General features: G+C 51.1%; 14 protein-coding genes and 1 tRNA gene. 5 read left to right on the top strand and 10 right to left on the bottom strand.

The annotated features are described in order from the left end of the window. Positions 1-46: 46 nt before the first annotated feature. A complete protein-coding gene (cysG, locus tag EL216_RS02595; protein WP_085389905.1) occupies positions 47-1,453 on the top strand; it encodes a siroheme synthase CysG in 1,407 nt (468 codons plus the stop codon). 59 nt (positions 1,454-1,512) lie between these two features. On the opposite strand, the gene EL216_RS02590 is transcribed toward cysG, so the two are convergent. The 4 genes from EL216_RS02590 to icd form a co-directional block, all read right to left on the bottom strand. Continuing rightward, positions 1,513-2,088 carry a type IV secretion protein Rhs gene (locus tag EL216_RS02590; protein ID WP_085389904.1) on the bottom strand — a complete coding sequence of 192 codons (576 nt, stop codon included), beginning with the start codon at positions 2,086-2,088 and terminating at the stop codon, positions 1,513-1,515. Next, complete coding sequence (locus tag EL216_RS02585) at positions 2,075-2,623, bottom strand: DUF2062 domain-containing protein (protein WP_085389942.1); 549 nt, start codon at positions 2,621-2,623, stop codon at positions 2,075-2,077. Before EL216_RS02585 ends, EL216_RS02590 begins: the two co-directional genes overlap by 14 nt. A 269-nt stretch (positions 2,624-2,892) precedes the next feature. Next, positions 2,893-2,986, bottom strand: a tRNA-Ser gene (locus tag EL216_RS02580). A 237-nt stretch (positions 2,987-3,223) separates the two neighbouring features. Continuing rightward, positions 3,224-4,462, bottom strand: a complete 1,239-nt coding sequence (gene icd, locus EL216_RS02575) for an NADP-dependent isocitrate dehydrogenase (RefSeq protein WP_085389903.1) — start codon at positions 4,460-4,462, stop codon at positions 3,224-3,226. 142 nt (positions 4,463-4,604) lie between these two features. Between icd and EL216_RS02570 the strand changes: the two genes are divergently transcribed. After that, a complete protein-coding gene (locus EL216_RS02570; protein WP_085389902.1) occupies positions 4,605-5,165 on the top strand; it encodes a pseudouridine synthase in 561 nt (186 codons plus the stop codon). Between the two features lie 69 nt (positions 5,166-5,234). On the opposite strand, the gene EL216_RS02565 is transcribed toward EL216_RS02570, so the two are convergent. The 6 genes from EL216_RS02565 to EL216_RS02540 form a co-directional block, all read right to left on the bottom strand. Continuing rightward, positions 5,235-5,717 (bottom strand): GNAT family N-acetyltransferase, encoded by a 483-nt coding sequence (locus EL216_RS02565; protein WP_085389901.1) that lies wholly within the window; start codon positions 5,715-5,717, stop codon positions 5,235-5,237. A 310-nt stretch (positions 5,718-6,027) separates the two neighbouring features. Beyond that, a complete protein-coding gene (locus EL216_RS02560; RefSeq protein ID WP_085389900.1) occupies positions 6,028-6,981 on the bottom strand; it encodes a nucleoside hydrolase in 954 nt (317 codons plus the stop codon). Between the two features lie 42 nt (positions 6,982-7,023). Further along, positions 7,024-7,728 (bottom strand): DUF6973 domain-containing protein, encoded by a 705-nt coding sequence (locus tag EL216_RS02555; RefSeq protein WP_085389899.1) that lies wholly within the window; start codon positions 7,726-7,728, stop codon positions 7,024-7,026. Between the two features lie 65 nt (positions 7,729-7,793). Continuing rightward, positions 7,794-8,297 carry a Fe-S protein assembly co-chaperone HscB gene (gene hscB / locus EL216_RS02550; RefSeq protein ID WP_085389941.1) on the bottom strand — a complete coding sequence of 168 codons (504 nt, stop codon included), beginning with the start codon at positions 8,295-8,297 and terminating at the stop codon, positions 7,794-7,796. Positions 8,298-8,362: 65 nt separating this feature from the next. Beyond that, positions 8,363-8,812, bottom strand: a complete 450-nt coding sequence (nudB, locus tag EL216_RS02545) for a dihydroneopterin triphosphate diphosphatase (protein ID WP_085389898.1) — start codon at positions 8,810-8,812, stop codon at positions 8,363-8,365. A gap of 12 nt (positions 8,813-8,824) precedes the next feature. Continuing rightward, positions 8,825-10,093 (bottom strand): mechanosensitive ion channel family protein, encoded by a 1,269-nt coding sequence (locus tag EL216_RS02540; protein WP_085389940.1) that lies wholly within the window; start codon positions 10,091-10,093, stop codon positions 8,825-8,827. 466 nt (positions 10,094-10,559) lie between these two features. Between EL216_RS02540 and gyrA the strand changes: the two genes are divergently transcribed. The 3 genes from gyrA to EL216_RS02525 all read left to right on the top strand — a co-directional run bounded on the left by gyrA (position 10,560) and on the right by EL216_RS02525 (position 16,605). Further along, positions 10,560-13,331 carry a DNA gyrase subunit A gene (gene gyrA / locus EL216_RS02535; protein ID WP_085389897.1) on the top strand — a complete coding sequence of 924 codons (2,772 nt, stop codon included), beginning with the start codon at positions 10,560-10,562 and terminating at the stop codon, positions 13,329-13,331. Positions 13,332-13,639: 308 nt separating this feature from the next. Beyond that, positions 13,640-15,871, top strand: a complete 2,232-nt coding sequence (locus EL216_RS02530; protein ID WP_085389896.1) for a TonB-dependent hemoglobin/transferrin/lactoferrin family receptor — start codon at positions 13,640-13,642, stop codon at positions 15,869-15,871. Positions 15,872-15,948: 77 nt separating this feature from the next. Further along, complete coding sequence (locus EL216_RS02525) at positions 15,949-16,605, top strand: class I SAM-dependent methyltransferase (RefSeq protein WP_085389895.1); 657 nt, start codon at positions 15,949-15,951, stop codon at positions 16,603-16,605. Positions 16,606-16,643 lie beyond the last annotated feature (38 nt).

Below are 16,643 nucleotides of genomic sequence, written 5' to 3'. Positions count from 1 at the left end.
GGCCTTACCATCAACGGCAATACTAATAAATATCAGGAATAGAGCCATGAACCATTATCCGATTTTTGCCGATTTGAAAGGCCGTGCGGTGTTGTTGGCGGGCGCAGGGCAGGTGGCGGAGCGCAAAGCCGAAAGTTTGTTGCAGGCCGGAGCGCAGGTGCGTGTGGTGGCGGATAAGCTGAATCCGCGTTTCGAGGAATGGTTGCGGCAAAACCGCATCACATGGCTGGACGGAAGTTTTCAGACGGCATTTTTAGACGATGTGTTTCTGGCGGTTGCCGCTACCGACGACCATGCCTTAAACCAAGCGGTATTCGAGGCTGCCGAAGCACAAGGCAAGTTGTGCAACACGGTTGATAATCAGGCTTTGTGTTCTTTTATCGTGCCGGCCGTGATCGACCGCAGCCCGATTCAAATCGCCGTATCCAGCGGCGGCACGTCGCCGGTGCTGGCGCGGCAGTTGCGCCAAAAAATAGAAACATGGGTGCCGCTGTACACCGGCAAAATGGCGGCGGTAGCCGGTGCGTGGCGGGCGCGTGTGAAAGCTGGCATCCGCGGTATGGCCGAACGCCGCCGTTTTTGGGAAAACCTGTTCGACAGCCGCTTTAACACGCTGGCCGCGCAAGGCCGTCTGAAAGAAGCTGAAAGCGAGTTGGCGGCGCAGTTGCAGAATTACCGTGCGGGCGGCGGCGAAGTGGTGCTGGTGGGTGCGGGGCCGGGCGATGCCGGGTTGCTTACCCTGCACGCGCTGCATGCAGTTCAAGCCGCCGATGTGGTGCTTTATGATGCGCTGGTGTCGGATGAAATCATGGCTCTGGTACGCAAAGATGCCGAAAAAATCAGCGTCGGCAAACGGGCGGGAGCCCATCATGTCCAACAGGAAGCCACCAACCGCCTGCTGGTGCAATACGCGCAGGAAGGTAAACGGGTGGTGCGGCTGAAAGGAGGAGACCCGTTTGTATTCGGGCGCGGCGGCGAGGAAGCGAAAGTGCTTAAAGACGCGGGGATTCCCTACCGCATTATTCCGGGCGTAACCGCTGCGTTAGGGGCAACTGCGTATGCAGGCATTCCGCTGACTTACCGCGATATTGCTCAAAGCGCACTTTTTATTACCGGCCATAGCTGTCACAACGGTAACGAACCCGACTGGCGTACACTGGCGTTAAGCAATCAAACGTTAGTGGTGTATATGGGCACGCTGAGGGCGGCGGATATTACCGCCAAGCTGATTGAATACGGGCGCAGTGCCGATACGCCGGTTGCCGTGGTGTCGAACGGTACTTTGCCCAACCAGAGCGTACAGACAGGCCGTCTGAAAGATTTGCCCTTGCTGGCTGAAAACGCCGAACGCCCCGCGTTGATGGTTATCGGCGAAGTGGCGGCGTTGCGGCAGGAATTGCGCTGGTTTAACGACAAGGAAGTGCAATGGCAGGAAAAGGGTTTGGCCGCCTGAACATGGCTTATTTGATTGGAAAGAGGCCGTCTGAAATTATTTTTCAGACGGCCTCTGTTTTAACTTCTGTCGGTTATCCAGCCGAACCACTTCAAATTGTTGCGATATTTCGGCAGCAGCGATTTATTGTGAGGACTGTCGAAAAAAGGTTTTAAGACGGCCTCGAACAACGGCAACTCGGCCGCGTATTTTTTCCAATCGAGATAGCGGGCGGCATAGTAATGGGCAATCAGGTCGGCCTGCTGTTCCATGTTCAAATCACTCAGACTGCGGATGGTGTCAAGCCGTGGATAAACATAAGCGCTGCGTTTGATATAGCCGCCCTTAACCGCCAAAAGCGCACCGCCGAACCAAGTGCGGTAGCCGTGTTGGTATTGCCAAACATGGGTCAGTTCGTGAATCAACCACACTTGGTAGCGGGGTTCGGTTTTGGCAAAGTCGTTCGGGCAGTCGTAACGGGGAAAGTAAATATTGCCGTTTGGGGAAACGGCTATTTTAAAAGGAGGGGCGTAAGGTATGCCGCGGTAAATTTTAACGCGGGTATAGTCGATGCCGTCTGAAAACACTTTACGGGCAACATCGATTTCGTTTTCGGTGAGAAAACGCCATTTTTGTTTGCGGTTACCTTTGTCCACGATTTTCGTTCCGTTTTTGCCAAAGGCGGGCCGTACGCAGCCGCCAAATGCCGAGTACGGCGAAATAGCCGATTACGGCCAGCACGCCGCCCAAGACGGGAATGCCGATTAAAAGCGGCTTGCCTGCGCCGATCAGCCAGTGCCATAGCTCGGAAAAAAACTGCCCGTTGCTCCATGAAGGAAAAACAAGCGCATCGGCGGCATGCACGCCCATAAAGAATGCACCGATTTTATAAGCCAGATAGTAGAGCGGCATGTAAGTCAGCGGGTTGGTGTAGAGCGTGGAAAATACGGCAACCGGCAGGTTGGTGCGCAAGAAATAGGCAACAATCAGTGCGCTCACCATCTGCGTCGGGCCGGGCATCAGGCCGCAAAACATACCCACGGCCACCGATACGGCGGCTTGGCGGCGATTGAGCGTCCAAAAGTATGGTTTGTCGAACATCGGCGCAAACGGCTTAGTCCAACGGGAAGCGAAAATCTGATCCCGTTTGGGGAGTTTGTGGCGGTAGGAAATACGGTTGGTGTCGGTCATCGGTGCGTGTTTTAAAAAAAAGTTTATTAAAATAAGGACATTATTTTTATATTGTTGCACAACCTGCGGATTTAAAGAGCAAAAATTAAAAGCCGTCCGAACCATGTTTTCAGACGGCCTCTGTAACCGTTAGGGTGCTGCAAGTTGTTTGCCATCAGGCAATATGGCGGACGGAACGCTTAATCTTAATAAGAGTTATTGGGAAGTTTATTGAGCAGCGGGAAAGCCCAATAAAAAATCCCAAACCGAAACAGTTTGGGATTAGTGTCTGGCGGAGAATGAGGGATTCGAACCCTCGATGCAGGTTTAAGCCCACATGCTCCCTTAGCAGGGGAGTGCCTTCAGCCTCTCAGCCAATTCTCCGTAAAGAGATGCGAACTATATATGACTATTTTATGGGTGTCAAGCAAGTTGGGCTGAGGATTTTGCCGTTTTGATGAGGTGGAAAAATAAGTGGCTGAATTAAATTTGAATTCATTTTTGATAGTTGATAACCGAATTATCATGCGGTGTGGCCCGGTATGATTGCGCCGGCGTATTTCGCTTTGGCAAAAAACAACCCGCACTCGGTTGGTACGGGTTGATCGGCAGAATAAAGGTTTACATACGCTCAATCATGGCTTTGCCGAATGCGGAACATGATACTTCATTGGCACCTTCCATCAAGCGGGCAAAGTCGTAGGTTACTTGTTTGTCGCCGATGGCTTTTTCCATGGATTCGATAACCAAATCAGCCGCTTCTTTCCAACCGAGATGGCGCAACATCATTTCGGCGGAGAGAATCAGAGAGCCGGGGTTTACTTTGTCTTGGCCGGCGTATTTGGGCGCAGTACCGTGAGTGGCTTCAAATACAGCGTATTTGTCGGAAATGTTGGCACCCGGAGCGATACCGATACCGCCTACTTGGGCGGCCAGTGCGTCGGAAATGTAGTCGCCGTTCAGGTTCAAAGTAGCGATGACATCATATTCGGCGGGTCGCAATACGATTTGCTGGAGGAACGCATCGGCAATCGCATCTTTTACGATGATTTCTTTGCCGGTTTTCGGGTTTTTGAATTTACACCACGGGCCGCCGTCAATCAATTCTGCGCCGAATTCTTTTTGAGCCAGTTCGTAACCCCAATCACGGAAACCGCCTTCAGTAAACTTCATGATGTTGCCTTTATGAACCAGCGTTACGCTGTCTCGGTCGTTATCGATCGCGTATTGGATGGCGGCGCGAACCAAACGGGTAGTACCTTCTTTTGAAACGGGTTTGATGCCGATGCCTGATGTTTCGGGGAAGCGGATTTTTTTCACACCCATTTCATTTTGCAGGAAGTTGATAATTTTTTTAGCATTTTCGCTTTCGGCTTCCCATTCGATACCGGCGTAGATGTCTTCGGTGTTTTCACGGAAAATCACCATGTCGGTTTTGCTGGGGTCTTTCAGCGGAGAGGGTACGCCGTTGAAGTAACGCACGGGGCGCACGCATTGGTATAAATCTAATTCTTGGCGCAAAGCTACGTTTAACGAACGGATGCCGCCGCCTACGGGAGTGGTCATCGGGCCTTTGATAGATACGGAGTATTCTTTCAGGGCTTCCAAGGTTTCTTCGGGCAGCCAAACGTTGTCGCCGTATACGCGGGTGGCTTTTTCACCGGCATAAACTTCCATCCAATGGATTTTTTTCTCACCACCATAAGCTTTTTCAACGGCAGCATCAATCACAGCTTTCATAACCGGGGTGATGTCTACACCGATACCGTCGCCCTCGATAAAGGGAATAATCGGATTGTTGGGAATGGCTTGGCCGGGAAAGATTTTTTGGCCTTCTGCGGGTACTTTGATATGACTCATGGTGTCTCCTGTTTCTATTTAGGTTCTTTTCTTCTACACGGCATTTGGGCCGCCCAATGCCCGCCGATTATGCTTGATTTTTGGTTCTTACGCTAGGGGCTTATTGTAGAATGGCATTTGCTGGAATTGAATGGACAGACAGATGAAAAATTTAATAGCTTTTAATAAACCGTATGGGGTAGTTTGCCAGTTTTCACGGCATGAAAAGCATAAATGTTTGAAAGATTATATTGATGTGCCGCAATTTTATCCGGCCGGCCGGTTGGACACCGATAGCGAAGGCTTGCTTCTGCTTACCGACGACGGCCGTTTGCAGGCGCAGATTGCCGAACCTAAATATCGGAAAGAGAAAACATATTGGGCGCAGGTGGAGGGTTTGCCCGATGAAGTAAAACTGGATATTTTGCGCAGAGGCGTGGATTTGGGGGATTTTGTGGCACAACCTGCCGAAGTACGGCTTTTAAATGCACTGGAAACGAAGAAATTGTGGCCGCGTATTCCACCAGTGCGCGAACGTAAAACCGTTGCTGATTTTTGGTTGGAAATTAAAATTAGCGAAGGGAAAAACCGTCAAGTGCGCAGGATGACGGCTAAAGCCGGATATCCCTGTTTGCGTTTAGTGCGGGTAGCGGTAGGCCGTTTGAATTTATTTGATTTGGGCTTGGGTTTGGGAGAATGGGCATTCTGCGGAAAAAAGCCCTGATGTGTTGCAGAGGCCGTCGAAAATAAATTTCAGACGGCCTCGTTACTTATCGGATGGGTTTAGGCTGGCTCATAAGTATTTGCGCATCAGCTCGCATTCTACTTTTACTTCGCGGTTTAACGGCAGTATGGCGCTGCCAAGTGATTCGTAACCGTTCAGGTTGTAGAAAGTAACCGAGTTGAGCGAAGCATAGAGTTTAATGAGGCTCAGTCCTGCGTCAATAGCCAATTCTTCGGCACGCTGCAAAAGGGCGGTGCCCAAGCCTTGATTGTGTACGAACGGGTGCACATACAAGGCATCAAGCTGTGCATCTTTAAGGTCGAGTTGGAAGAAGCCTTGGATGTTGCCGCGGTATTCGACTACCCATAAGGCTTTGTTGGGGTTCCCCATGGTGTCGAGGTAGCTGTCGGGACTGAGCAGTTTGCGCCAAGCGTTGAGGATTTGGTCGTTATAGCTGCGGGCACATGTGTATTGCACGGAATATTGATGGGCATTGTAAATATATTCGCAGTCGTGCGGAGCGGCAGGACGAAGGACGGTAATCAGGCTCATGGCTTTTTTGTTTAAGTAATTTCAGACGGCCTTTCAAATCAATAAGGCCGTCTGAAAAAATGTTGGGTTGGATGGGGGCTAAACTGGTATTTCGGGTCGTTTTTTATGATGAAGATTATTTTTTGCCGTAAAATTTTATAGAAAGATACTGTATTTATTCCGTTTTTAAAAGAGATTTAAACTAAACGTCGTTTTATTCCGCCCAGGCGGAAACCAGAGTAAATATAGTGGTTTGAAATAGTTGGAAGTTATCAATATTTTAGGGTTTCAGGTAAAGGCCGTCTGAAATGTTTCAGACGGCCTTTGAATTTTAAGGAAGCTGTTTTATAGATTCCGCCAGCTCATAGAACATCTTGTTGGCATTTACTTCAGTAACCCAGTAGGCGTTGACGGGTTTGCCCGTTGTGCCCCACCAGTCTACCGCACAAGCGCCCAAGGTTAAGTTGCTTTGGGTTTCAACTTCTACGTTGCAATCTTTACCGCTGAAAAATTCAGGGAAAACGGCGTAAGTGATGGCACATGGGTCGTGCAGAGGGCCGCCTTCCAAACCGAATTTTTGCGTATCGAAACGTTCGTAACTTTGCAGAATATCGGCCAAGCGGCGGCCGTTTACGTTGTTTTGGTTGCGTAAAACATCCATGCGCGGGGTGGTAATGCAGGCTTTGTGGGTAACGTCAAGCGGTAAAATAGTAATCGGAGCGCCGCTTTGCAGTACGATTTGTGCGGCATGGGGATCGACATAAAAATTAAATTCCGCAGACGGTGTGATGTTGCCGGCTTCAAAATAATTGCCGCCCATCAACACGATTTTTTTGATTGCACGGGTAATATCGGGGGCAAGGCTCAAGGCTTGGGCGATGTTGGTCAACGGTCCGATAGGGCACAGCGTGATGCTGGCATCATCAGCTTTGCGCAGAGTGTCGATCAGATAGGGAACGGCATGCACGGGTTGCAACGGGCACACGGGTTCATGCAGCTCTGCCCCGTCCAAACCGGTTTTCCCATGTACTTCTTCGGCCGTAACCAATTGGCGGAGAAGGGGTTTGCTTGCACCGGCATAAACGGGGAAGTCTTTTTCTCCCGCCCAATCGCAAATAATACGGGCGTTGTTGGCGGTATGATGCAGGCCGACGTTGCCGGCAACAACCGTAATGGCCATGAAATCAATCAGGCCGCGTTTGGCCAAGCCGTGCGCCATCAAAATGGCGGCGGCATCGTCCTGACCGGGGTCAGTATCGATAATCAGGCGGATTTTTTCAGACATGTTTTATTCCTTCGGAGGTGGATGACGGATGCAACTGCCCGCTTATTGTTTTTGTCCGCTTATTACTTTGATCGTTTGTTTGATTTCATTGGGTTTTTGGGCATCATGTTGGATTTGTTCTTCTTCGGTAAAACCGTTGTTGTTAAGCGGTTTTAAATTGTTGAGTGCGATTTGGTAATCGGTGCGGCTGATTTTGGTACGGCTGATGCGCCAATATCTGCGACCTTTTTCAGTAACCGGTTTGGCAGTCCATAAGCCGTCTTTATAAAAGTGTGCCAACACGATTTGGCTCAAGGCTTTCATTTCCATATTGGGATTAGAGGCTCCCAGTTGCCGGCCGACGCGGTTGTTGCGTAAATCAACGGCCAGATCGGCAGCGGAACGGCTGAAATATTCGGTTTTGCCTTCGCGTATAGACGAGCTGTGTTCGGAAGCGTTCCCCGCTTTTTCTGCGATTTCGCTGCCGAAGCGAGATGTAATGGCCGCTTGCCACAGGGCGTTGCGCACAGCATTTACTTGTGTACCTTTGCCCTTACCGTTAGCAGTATCGTTAAGGCCGGTAAGCTTGGCAAAGCGGGCAGCATTGCTGGTAAGGTTGGTGGAATCTCCGTCCTCTAAACCAATGGCTTGTGCGGCAACCGGATGTTGGGCGATAAAGCGTAAGATTTTACTGCGGCGGCTTTCATCGTCATTTATATGGCAGGCTGAGAGCAGTAGGGAGACAGCAAGTAAAGTAATCCGTTTCATGATGTTTTGGTTTGTTGAAAGTGTGTTTAGCAAATAATGGAGACGACTTGGGCTTCCAATGGTTGTTAGGGTAGCGCAGTTTGTATTTCCCGATGAAGTTTGTCTAAAAAACGGCTTTTGCGTACTTCTGCAGCCGCTTCTTCATATTGGTTATTTGAAAAGGCCGTCTGAAGTTTTTCGCACAAATTCCGTTGCTCGGTTGCAATTTCTGCGCTTAATGCAACCAAAGAGATTTCATCTTTTGCCGCTCGGGCTTCTTCCAGCATTTCCCGCCATTCCATCTGTTGCATTAAAAAATCGGGCGGGAATAGTGTGTGCTCCGGCGAATCTGCATCAATACCTTGCTGCTTCAATAAATATGCGGCCCGGTCGGTCGGATTTTTCAGGATACGGTAGGCTTCGTTAATGGTGGAAGCCATCATCATAGCCTGTTTTTGTTCGAATGCCGACGTTGCTGCAAACTTATCCGGATGGAACCGGGCAGCCAGAAGGCGGTAAGCCTGTTCCAATGTTTCGGTATCGATATCGAAGCAAGGTTTTAATCCGAACAGATCAAAGTATTGATTCATCATGTTTAAAGCAATTACTGAAGAGATATTCTTCAGAGTTTGCATATTATCCTATAAAATTAATATTAAAACAAATGCTTATGCAGGTTTAAAATCGCAGTTTTATTGGACGGTGAAAACACGCGTTCCGCTGCATCGTCGATTGGAAGCCATTGCCATGCGGTATGTTCCCGCAAATCTATTTCAACGGGGGTATTGCGGTTGATTTGTGCGGAAAATACATGCTCGGTATTTCGAGTTATTCCTTTTGGGTAGCGATGCCGCCAATGCGGGTAAATTTCATATTCGTTGCATTCGTACCAATTGTTCAGTTGGCCGTCTGAAAGCACAATGCCGGTTTCTTCCCGTACTTCGCGTAAGGCGGTTTGTTCGAGCGTTTCTCCGGGTTCTATGCTGCCGGTTACCGATTGCCAGAAACCGGCGCGGTCGGCACGTTCGATCAGCAGCACGTTTCCTTGGCCGTCATGCAGAATAACCAATACGGAAACAGGTTGCTTCAAGGGTTTGGCCGACATGTTTGTCTCTCTTTATTTTTCTTGATTGTCGAACGGCGTATCGGCACGGGTATCTTCCGCCTGTGATTTTAAAGAGGCCCGCAGAATGGCCATGTCGCTGGGAGCTTGCGCTTCATTGAGAATACGTACTTCACGTTGCGGGAAGGGGAACTCGATGCCTTGCTCGTTAAATCGTTGCCAAATATCGAGCAAAATGGTGGAAAACAATACAGCAAAACCGTTTTCGGGGTCTTTTACCCAAAAGCCGATACGCAAATCGATACCGTTTTCACCGAAATTGGTGATCACGGCTTTGGGTGCGGGGTTGCTGTCGACACGTTCTTGTGCGGCGGCCGCTTCTTCCAAAATACTCAAAGCTTTTGTCAGGTCGGTGTGGTAGGCCACTTGGATATTCAGGCTTTGCCACAGTGCCTTACTGGTGTAAGACTCGTTGATTACGGTGGACGTTACGAAAGTTTCGTTCGGAATCAATGCTTCGGAACCGGTTGCGCTTTGCAAAACCACATAGCGCGATGTAATTTTGGTTACGTAGCCAGTAAAGTTGTCTACCGTCAAGCGGTCGCCCGGGCGGATGGAGCGGTCGCCTAAGATAATGAAGCCGGAAATATAGTTGCTGGCCACTTTTTGTAGCCCGAAACCGATACCGACACCCAATGCACCGCCGAATACGGATAATATGGTCAGGTCGATGCCTACCAGCGGCAGTGCGATTAACACGGCGGCTACGATCATCAGGGTTCTGACGATTTTAGACAGCACGATGCGCAGGTTGATGTCCAGCCGCGTGCTGTCCATCAGACGGCCTTCGATGAAGCGTGCCAGCCATAAAGCGAAGACCATTATGATGGCCACCCACACCAAGCCCGTTAGAACAGTGTAGAGATTCAGTTTGGCCGAACCAATCGGCAACACCACGGATTTCAAGCCGTCGGTAATAATGGTATCGATGCCGGAAACCCAGAGCAGAAAGGCAACCCACAATGCGCCGGAGAGAAAGCGTTCCAGCCAATCGGTCATTTTGTTTTCGGGAAGGGCGGCATGGACAATCGCGAGTGTCAGGCGGATAAGAATCATCCAGCGTGCAGCCATCACCAATAATTGAAGCCAAAGGGCGTTAAATCCCGAAAGATGCCAGAACGACAGTGTGGCAATCGCTGTCGGCAGCATCAATAAAGGCCAGGCCAAACGGCGGGCGATGTGACGGAGAAAGCCTTTGTGCTGCGGGGTGTCGGGCAGGTGTTTCTTAGTCAGGTAGGCGGAGAGCCAAAAGGTCAACGCCATGACAAGCAGCGTTATGCCCAATTCCACCCAACCGATAGGCTGGTAAAAGCTGCGTTCCAATAAATGTGAGGTGAATTGTTGGCGGGCAAACAGGCCGGTAAAAAAATCGGATAAACCGGAAAGCCCGGTATTTTCTGAAATGTGTAAGTTGTCGATGGATAAGTGAGACATTCTGCTGGCTAAGGAGGGGTTGTAAAATTGAGGGGCATTATACGTGAAACAGGGCCTTCTTGCCGATACCGGAAGTAACTATTTAATCCGTAGGCCGTCTGAAAAGTTTTAAGACGGCCTGATGTTTTTTATTTGTTTTACATGTTTGCTGCCCGTCGGCTTCTATTCGGGCCGTCTGAAAACATATTTGCGCACAGGTGCAAAAATCTTTGTTTGAAATACTGTGTTACGCCAAATAAAGCCTATTTTGTGCTAAAATCCCACGTAAATTTTTTCTACAAATATCAAAATCATTATGACCGACGCAACTATCCGCAACGATCACCACTTCGCCAAAGAAACCATTCCCATCAGCTTAGAAGACGAAATGCGCCGCAGCTACCTTGATTACGCCATGAGCGTGATTGTAGGGCGTGCGCTGCCCGATGTGCGTGACGGCCTGAAGCCTGTTCACCGCCGCGTGCTGTATGCCATGCACGAGTTGAAAAACAGTTGGAACAGCGCTTATAAGAAGTCTGCCCGTATCGTCGGCGACGTGATCGGTAAATACCATCCGCACGGCGACAGCGCGGTGTACGACACTATTGTGCGTATGGCTCAAGATTTCTCGATGCGCTATGTGTTGGTCGACGGTCAGGGCAACTTCGGTTCGGTAGACGGCGACGGTGCGGCGGCCATGCGTTATACCGAAATCCGCATGGCGAAAATCGCCCATGAAATGATGGCGGATATCGAAGAAGAAACCGTTAATTTCGGCCCCAACTACGACGGCAGCGAGAGCGAACCTTTGGTTTTACCGACCCGTTTTCCTGCTTTGCTGGTTAACGGTTCTTCGGGCATTGCCGTCGGTATGGCCACCAATATTCCGCCGCACAATCTGCCCGACACCATTGATGCCTGCCTGCAATTGCTGGCTCACCCCGAAACCGGTATCGACGAGTTAATTAATATCATCAAAGCCCCCGATTTCCCTACCGGTGCAACCATTTACGGTTTGGGCGGTGTGCGCGAAGGCTATAAAACCGGCCGTGGCCGCGTGGTGATGCGCGGTAAAACGCATATCGAACCCATCGGCAAAAACGGCGAGCGCGAAGCCATCATCATCGACGAAATTCCCTATCAGGTAAATAAAGCCAAGCTGGTGGAAAAAATCGGCGAGCTGGTGCGCGATAAAGTGTTGGAAGGTATTTCCGATCTGCGCGACGAATCCGACAAATCAGGCATGCGCGTGGTTATCGAACTGAAGCGCAACGAAAACGCCGAAGTGGTATTGAACCAGCTCTATAAGCTCACGCAGTTGCAAGACAGCTTCGGCATCAATATGGTGGCATTGGTCGACGGTCAACCGCGCCTGTTGAACCTGAAACAGATTTTGAGCGAGTTTTTGCGCCACCGCCGCGAAGTGGTTACCCGCCGCACCTTGTTCCGTCTCAAAAAAGCGCGTCATGAAGGCCATATCGCTGAAGGTAAAGCCGTCGCTTTATCGAATATCGACGAAATGATTCAGCTGATTAAAGAATCTGCCGATGCCCCAGAAGCCAAAGAAAAGCTGCTCGCGCGTCCGTGGCAGTCGGGCTTGGTCGGCGAAATGTTGTCCCGCACCGATTTGGATATGCAGATGGCCCGCCCGGAAGGTTTGCCTGCCGGATTAGGTTTGCAAAGCGGCGGTTATTTCCTGAGCGAAATCCAAGCCGATGCCATTTTGCGCATGAGTCTGCGTAACCTGACCGGTCTCGACCAAGATACGATTGTCAACGACTACAAAAACATCATGGCGCAGATTATCGACTTCTTGGATATTTTGGCCAAACCCGAGCGGATTACCCAAATCATTCACGAAGAATTGGAAGAAATCAAAACCCATTTCGGTGACGAACGCCGCAGCGAAATCAATCCGTTTGGCGGCGATATTGCCGATGAAGACCTGATTCCGCCGCGTGAAATGGTGGTAACGCTGACGCACGGCGGTTATATCAAAACCCAGCCGACCACCGATTATCAAGCGCAACGTCGCGGCGGGCGCGGCAAACAGGCGGCAGCCACTAAAGACGAAGACTTTATCGAAACCCTGTTTGTTGCCAACACGCATGATTATCTGATGTGCTTTACCAATTTCGGCAAATGCCATTGGATCAAAGTGTACAAACTGCCCGAAGGTGGCCGCAACAGCCGAGGCCGTCCGATTAACAACGTGATTCAGCTTGACGAAGGCGAGAAAGTCAGCGCGATTCTGGCCGTGCGCGACTTCCCGGAAGACGAATACGTTTTCTTCGCCACCGCGCAAGGTATGGTGAAAAAAGTGCAGCTTTCCGCCTTCAAAAACGTGCGCGCGCAAGGCATTAAAGCCATTGCCCTCAAAGAAGGCGATTCACTGGTGGGGGTTGCCCGTACCTCCGGTACCAGCGATATTATGCTGTTTTCCAACTTGGGTAAGGCCATCCGTTTTAATGAATACTATGAACAGCGCAACGGCGATGCCGATGAAGCGGAAAACGAAGATTCAGACGGCCTCAATGAAGCGGAAGACAACAGCGACGAAAACGGCGAAACACCTGCCTTAAAAGGCAACGGCGTGCGCCCGAGCGGTCGCGGCAGCGGCGGCCTGCGCGGTATGCGTCTGCCTTCAGACGGCCGCATCGTCAGCCTGATTACCTTCTCACCCGAATGCGAACAAGACGAAACCCTGCAAGTGCTAACCGCCACGGCCAACGGCTACGGCAAGCGCACGCCGATTGCCGATTACAGCCGCAAAGGCAAAGGCGGGCAGGGCAATATCGCCATTAATACCGGCGAACGCAACGGCGAATTAGTAGCGGCGACATTGGTTGCCGAAACCGATGATTTGATGCTGATTACCAGCGGCGGCGTATTAATCAGAACCAAAGTCGACCAAATCCGCGAAACCGGCCGTGCCGCAGCGGGTGTGAAGCTGATTAATCTCGATGCAGGAGAAACGTTGGTTAGTCTGGAACGAGTGGCCGAACCTGAAGAAGATGAAGTAGAAACCGGTGTAGAAGGTGTGGAGAACGCCATAGAACCGGCCGATAATGGTAAAGATAACACTTAGTTTTAGCTTATGTTTATTACTAAAGGCCGTCTGAAAACATTTTTGTTTTCAGACGGCCTTTGTCATTGCTTCACCAACTGACGGTTATGAAAATTTCGTAGTGGTTGCAAAATGCGGGTCGTGTGGTTCTGAAACCCGATATTTTATCCTGAAGGTTATCTTGTTGAGGTTGGGAGAGAATGGTTTTCCCAAGAGTGGCAAGATTGCGTAACACCATAGAATAATTAGGTTTTACGGCTATATCACTTGCTTTACTTTTTAAAAGGGAATATAAGTAATAATTATTATTATTTAATGTGGTGATAGAGATGAAACTGAAAATTCTTACCTGTGCCGTTGCCTCCGTATTTGCTGTTTCCGCCACCGGTGCATATGCTGCTGAAGCTGACAGAAAGGCCGAAACTAAAATATCGACTGCAAAATTGGAAACCGTAACCGTAACCGCCGACCGAAATGCCCAAACGCTTGATAAGGCTGCGCCGAATGTGGCGGTGGTGTCGCGCAAAGAGTTGGATCAGGCGGCTGCGGCGAATTTGGATGATGTGGTGCTGTACGAGCCGGGCGTAGACGTGCCCACCGACAATAACCGCCGCGGTAATGCAGGGGTAAGTATCCGCGGTATCGGCGGCAACCGCATTCTGATGATGGTAGACGGCATCCGCATTCCCGAAGCGTATGCGGGCGGCGGTACTAATGCGGCGGTTTCCGGCCGCGATTTGGTGGAAGCCGACACATTAAAACAGGTAGATATTGTGAAAGGCCCATATTCCGCGCTGTATGGCAGCGATGCTTTGGGCGGCGTGGTCAATTTTTCCACTTATTCGCCGTCTGATTTTGTCGATGCCGAGAAACCGTTCCATTTCGGCCTGAAACACAGCTACCGCAGCCGCGACCGCAGCCACGGTGTAACGGCAACGGCGGCAGGCTACACGGAAAATGCGCAAGGTTTGCTGATGCTCACGCACCGCCAAGGCCATGAAAGCAAAAACCGCGGCGGCGTGGATACGCGCAACGGCCGCCGCACCAAACCGAACCCGCAAGATTTCCGCAGCTACAACATTTTGGCCAAAGGCGATGCGGGCAATGAAAACCACCGCGTAGAAGCCTTGTTCGAGCATTTTTACCGCAAAAAAGAGACTGATTTGCTCAATACTTTGGGAGCCGGTGCGCCGCGCGGCCCAAGCATAACCACAACGCATTCCAATATTTCAAACGACCGCGCCCGCCGCCAGCGTATCGAGCTGGGCTACCGCTACCGCGGCGATTCGGCCTTGAAAGAAGCCAATGTCCACGTTTACCGGCAGAAGCTGAAATCGGAAGACGATTCGGTTACCGATGAAAGCACGAGCATCGGCGGGCGCGTGGTGGGCGGCGGTATCCGCCATTCTGATTACGGTTTCAACCAAACCACCCAAGGCATCAATACCCGCGGCGTGTTTGAAGCCGATACAGGCCGTCTGAAACACACCATTGTGGCGGTCGCGGAATTCAAGCAAACCGACACCGAACGCCCGCGCGAAAGCACCACAGTAGGCCGCGACGGCCGCATCAGCCACATGTATGCCGGTGCGCTGTATCCGAACAAAACCTTCCCCGATTCGCGCCGCCGCACCGTCAGCGTTTATGCGCAAGACAGTTTGGCGTTTCCCAACGGCATCGTGCTGACACCGGCTTTGCGTTTCGAGCATGAAAAGCTCAAACCGCAAATCGACCAAGCCTATCTCAACAGCAAGCCCGACAGCCTGCCGAAAGACTTCAGCGACAGCTCGTTCACGCCCAGCCTGCGTTTGAGCGTGCCGTTCGGCGAGGCGTTTACCGGCTTCGCCACTTATTCGCGCGGCTTCCGCACGCCGCCGTTCGATACTGCCACAATGTCGTTCAACAACAGCCAGCACGGCTATAAAGTGATTCCGAACAACAACTTGAAATCGGAACATTCCGACAGCTTCGAGCTGGGTTTGAAATATAAAGACGAACGCACCAAAGCGCAGATCACCACCTTCTACAACCGTTACCGCGATTTCATCAACCGCACGCAGGTCAGGGTTGAACAGGGCGCAGGCGGCCGTCCGATCCGGGTGTTTAAATACGACAATCTGGATAAAGTGAAAACCTACGGCATCGAAGCCGCTACCGCCGTGAAACTTAACGACAACTGGCAGGTCGGCACCAGCATCGCTTGGATGCGCGGCAAAGACGGCGAAGGTAAACCGCTGGACACCGCCTATCCGCTCAACGGCGTGCTGAGTGTGGACTACGCACAAGAAAAATGGGGCGCAGGCACCAAATTGCGCTGGGCAACGGCGCAGAAACGCACCAGCAACCCCGCCTTTTTCAAAACACCCGGCTACGGCGTGTGGGATGCGGGCGTGTGGTACAAACCGGTTAAAAACCTTTCGCTCGGCTTAAACGTGTACAACCTCGCCAATAAGAAATACTGGCAGCACGCCGACGTGGCGGGCGTGGAAGACCTCGGCACGATGGATACCTACACCCAGCCCGGCCGCAATGTTGCCGCTTCGTTGCAGTTGAAGTTTTAAACACAATTTCAGACGGCCTCGATATGGGTTTCGGAAAGGCCGTCTGAAAAATACGGCCTTAGTGTTAAGGAATAAGCATGGAGCCCACCCTAGAACAAACCGCCGCCCAGCTCCGATGCCCGCATGGCGAGATGGGCAGGGCGTTCGGCCAAATGATGAATTTGCGTAATCTGCCGCTGATTGTGAACGCATTTTCCGCCTTGGGCTTGAACGACGGCGACCGTGTGCTCGAATTGGGCTACGGCAACGGCGGCTTGCTGGGGTATGTGTTGTCGCTGGCGGCGCGGCTGCACTATACGGGCGTGGAAACTTCGCCCTTGATGCACGAAGAAGCCGCGACATTCAACCAAGCCTTTATCAATGCGGGGCTTGCCGATTACCATCTGTATAATGGCGCGGAATTGCCGTTTGCCGACCATGCGTTTGACAAAATCATTACCATCAATACGCTTTATTTTTGGGAACATTCGGCGGCGTTAATGGAAGAAATCTGCCGCGTGCTCAAAACCGGCGGGCGTTTGTGCCTGAGTTTTTGCGAGAAAAACTTTATGCAGACGCTGCCGTTTTGCGCTTACGGGTTCACGCTGTACGAACCGCATGATGTCGCGGTGCTGACCCGCAGCCTGCCTTTGCGCCTGTGCGGGCATAACGTCAGGCAGGATAAGGCCGTGGATAAAAGCGGTAATCTGACCGACCGCATTTATATCGAAATGCTGTTTGAAAAAACGGCATAATGTCATCTTTTTCAGACAGGCGTGTTTGACGTGCGAGA

The organism is Neisseria animaloris (genome assembly GCF_900637855.1).
Lineage (GTDB): Bacteria > Pseudomonadota > Gammaproteobacteria > Burkholderiales > Neisseriaceae > Neisseria > Neisseria animaloris.
The sequence above is the reverse complement of the archived record's forward strand: the minus strand, read 5'-3'. Positions and strand labels throughout refer to the sequence as shown.

What these genes read in the sequence shown, in the direction of transcription:
- cysG (WP_085389905.1), top strand. Translation starts at nt 47, where the DNA reads ATGAACCATTATCCGATTTTTGCCGATTTGAAAGGCCGTGCGGTGTTG.
- EL216_RS02585 (WP_085389942.1), bottom strand. Translation starts at nt 2,623, where the DNA reads ATGACCGACACCAACCGTATTTCCTACCGCCACAAACTCCCCAAACGG.
- icd (WP_085389903.1), bottom strand. Translation starts at nt 4,462, where the DNA reads ATGAGTCATATCAAAGTACCCGCAGAAGGCCAAAAAATCTTTCCCGGC.
- EL216_RS02570 (WP_085389902.1), top strand. Translation starts at nt 4,605, where the DNA reads ATGAAAAATTTAATAGCTTTTAATAAACCGTATGGGGTAGTTTGCCAG.
- EL216_RS02565 (WP_085389901.1), bottom strand. Translation starts at nt 5,717, where the DNA reads ATGAGCCTGATTACCGTCCTTCGTCCTGCCGCTCCGCACGACTGCGAA.
- EL216_RS02560 (WP_085389900.1), bottom strand. Translation starts at nt 6,981, where the DNA reads ATGTCTGAAAAAATCCGCCTGATTATCGATACTGACCCCGGTCAGGAC.
- EL216_RS02555 (WP_085389899.1), bottom strand. Translation starts at nt 7,728, where the DNA reads ATGAAACGGATTACTTTACTTGCTGTCTCCCTACTGCTCTCAGCCTGC.
- hscB (WP_085389941.1), bottom strand. Translation starts at nt 8,297, where the DNA reads ATGAATCAATACTTTGATCTGTTCGGATTAAAACCTTGCTTCGATATC.
- nudB (WP_085389898.1), bottom strand. Translation starts at nt 8,812, where the DNA reads ATGTCGGCCAAACCCTTGAAGCAACCTGTTTCCGTATTGGTTATTCTG.
- EL216_RS02540 (WP_085389940.1), bottom strand. Translation starts at nt 10,093, where the DNA reads ATGGCGTTGACCTTTTGGCTCTCCGCCTACCTGACTAAGAAACACCTG.
- gyrA (WP_085389897.1), top strand. Translation starts at nt 10,560, where the DNA reads ATGACCGACGCAACTATCCGCAACGATCACCACTTCGCCAAAGAAACC.
- EL216_RS02530 (WP_085389896.1), top strand. Translation starts at nt 13,640, where the DNA reads ATGAAACTGAAAATTCTTACCTGTGCCGTTGCCTCCGTATTTGCTGTT.
- EL216_RS02525 (WP_085389895.1), top strand. Translation starts at nt 15,949, where the DNA reads ATGGAGCCCACCCTAGAACAAACCGCCGCCCAGCTCCGATGCCCGCAT.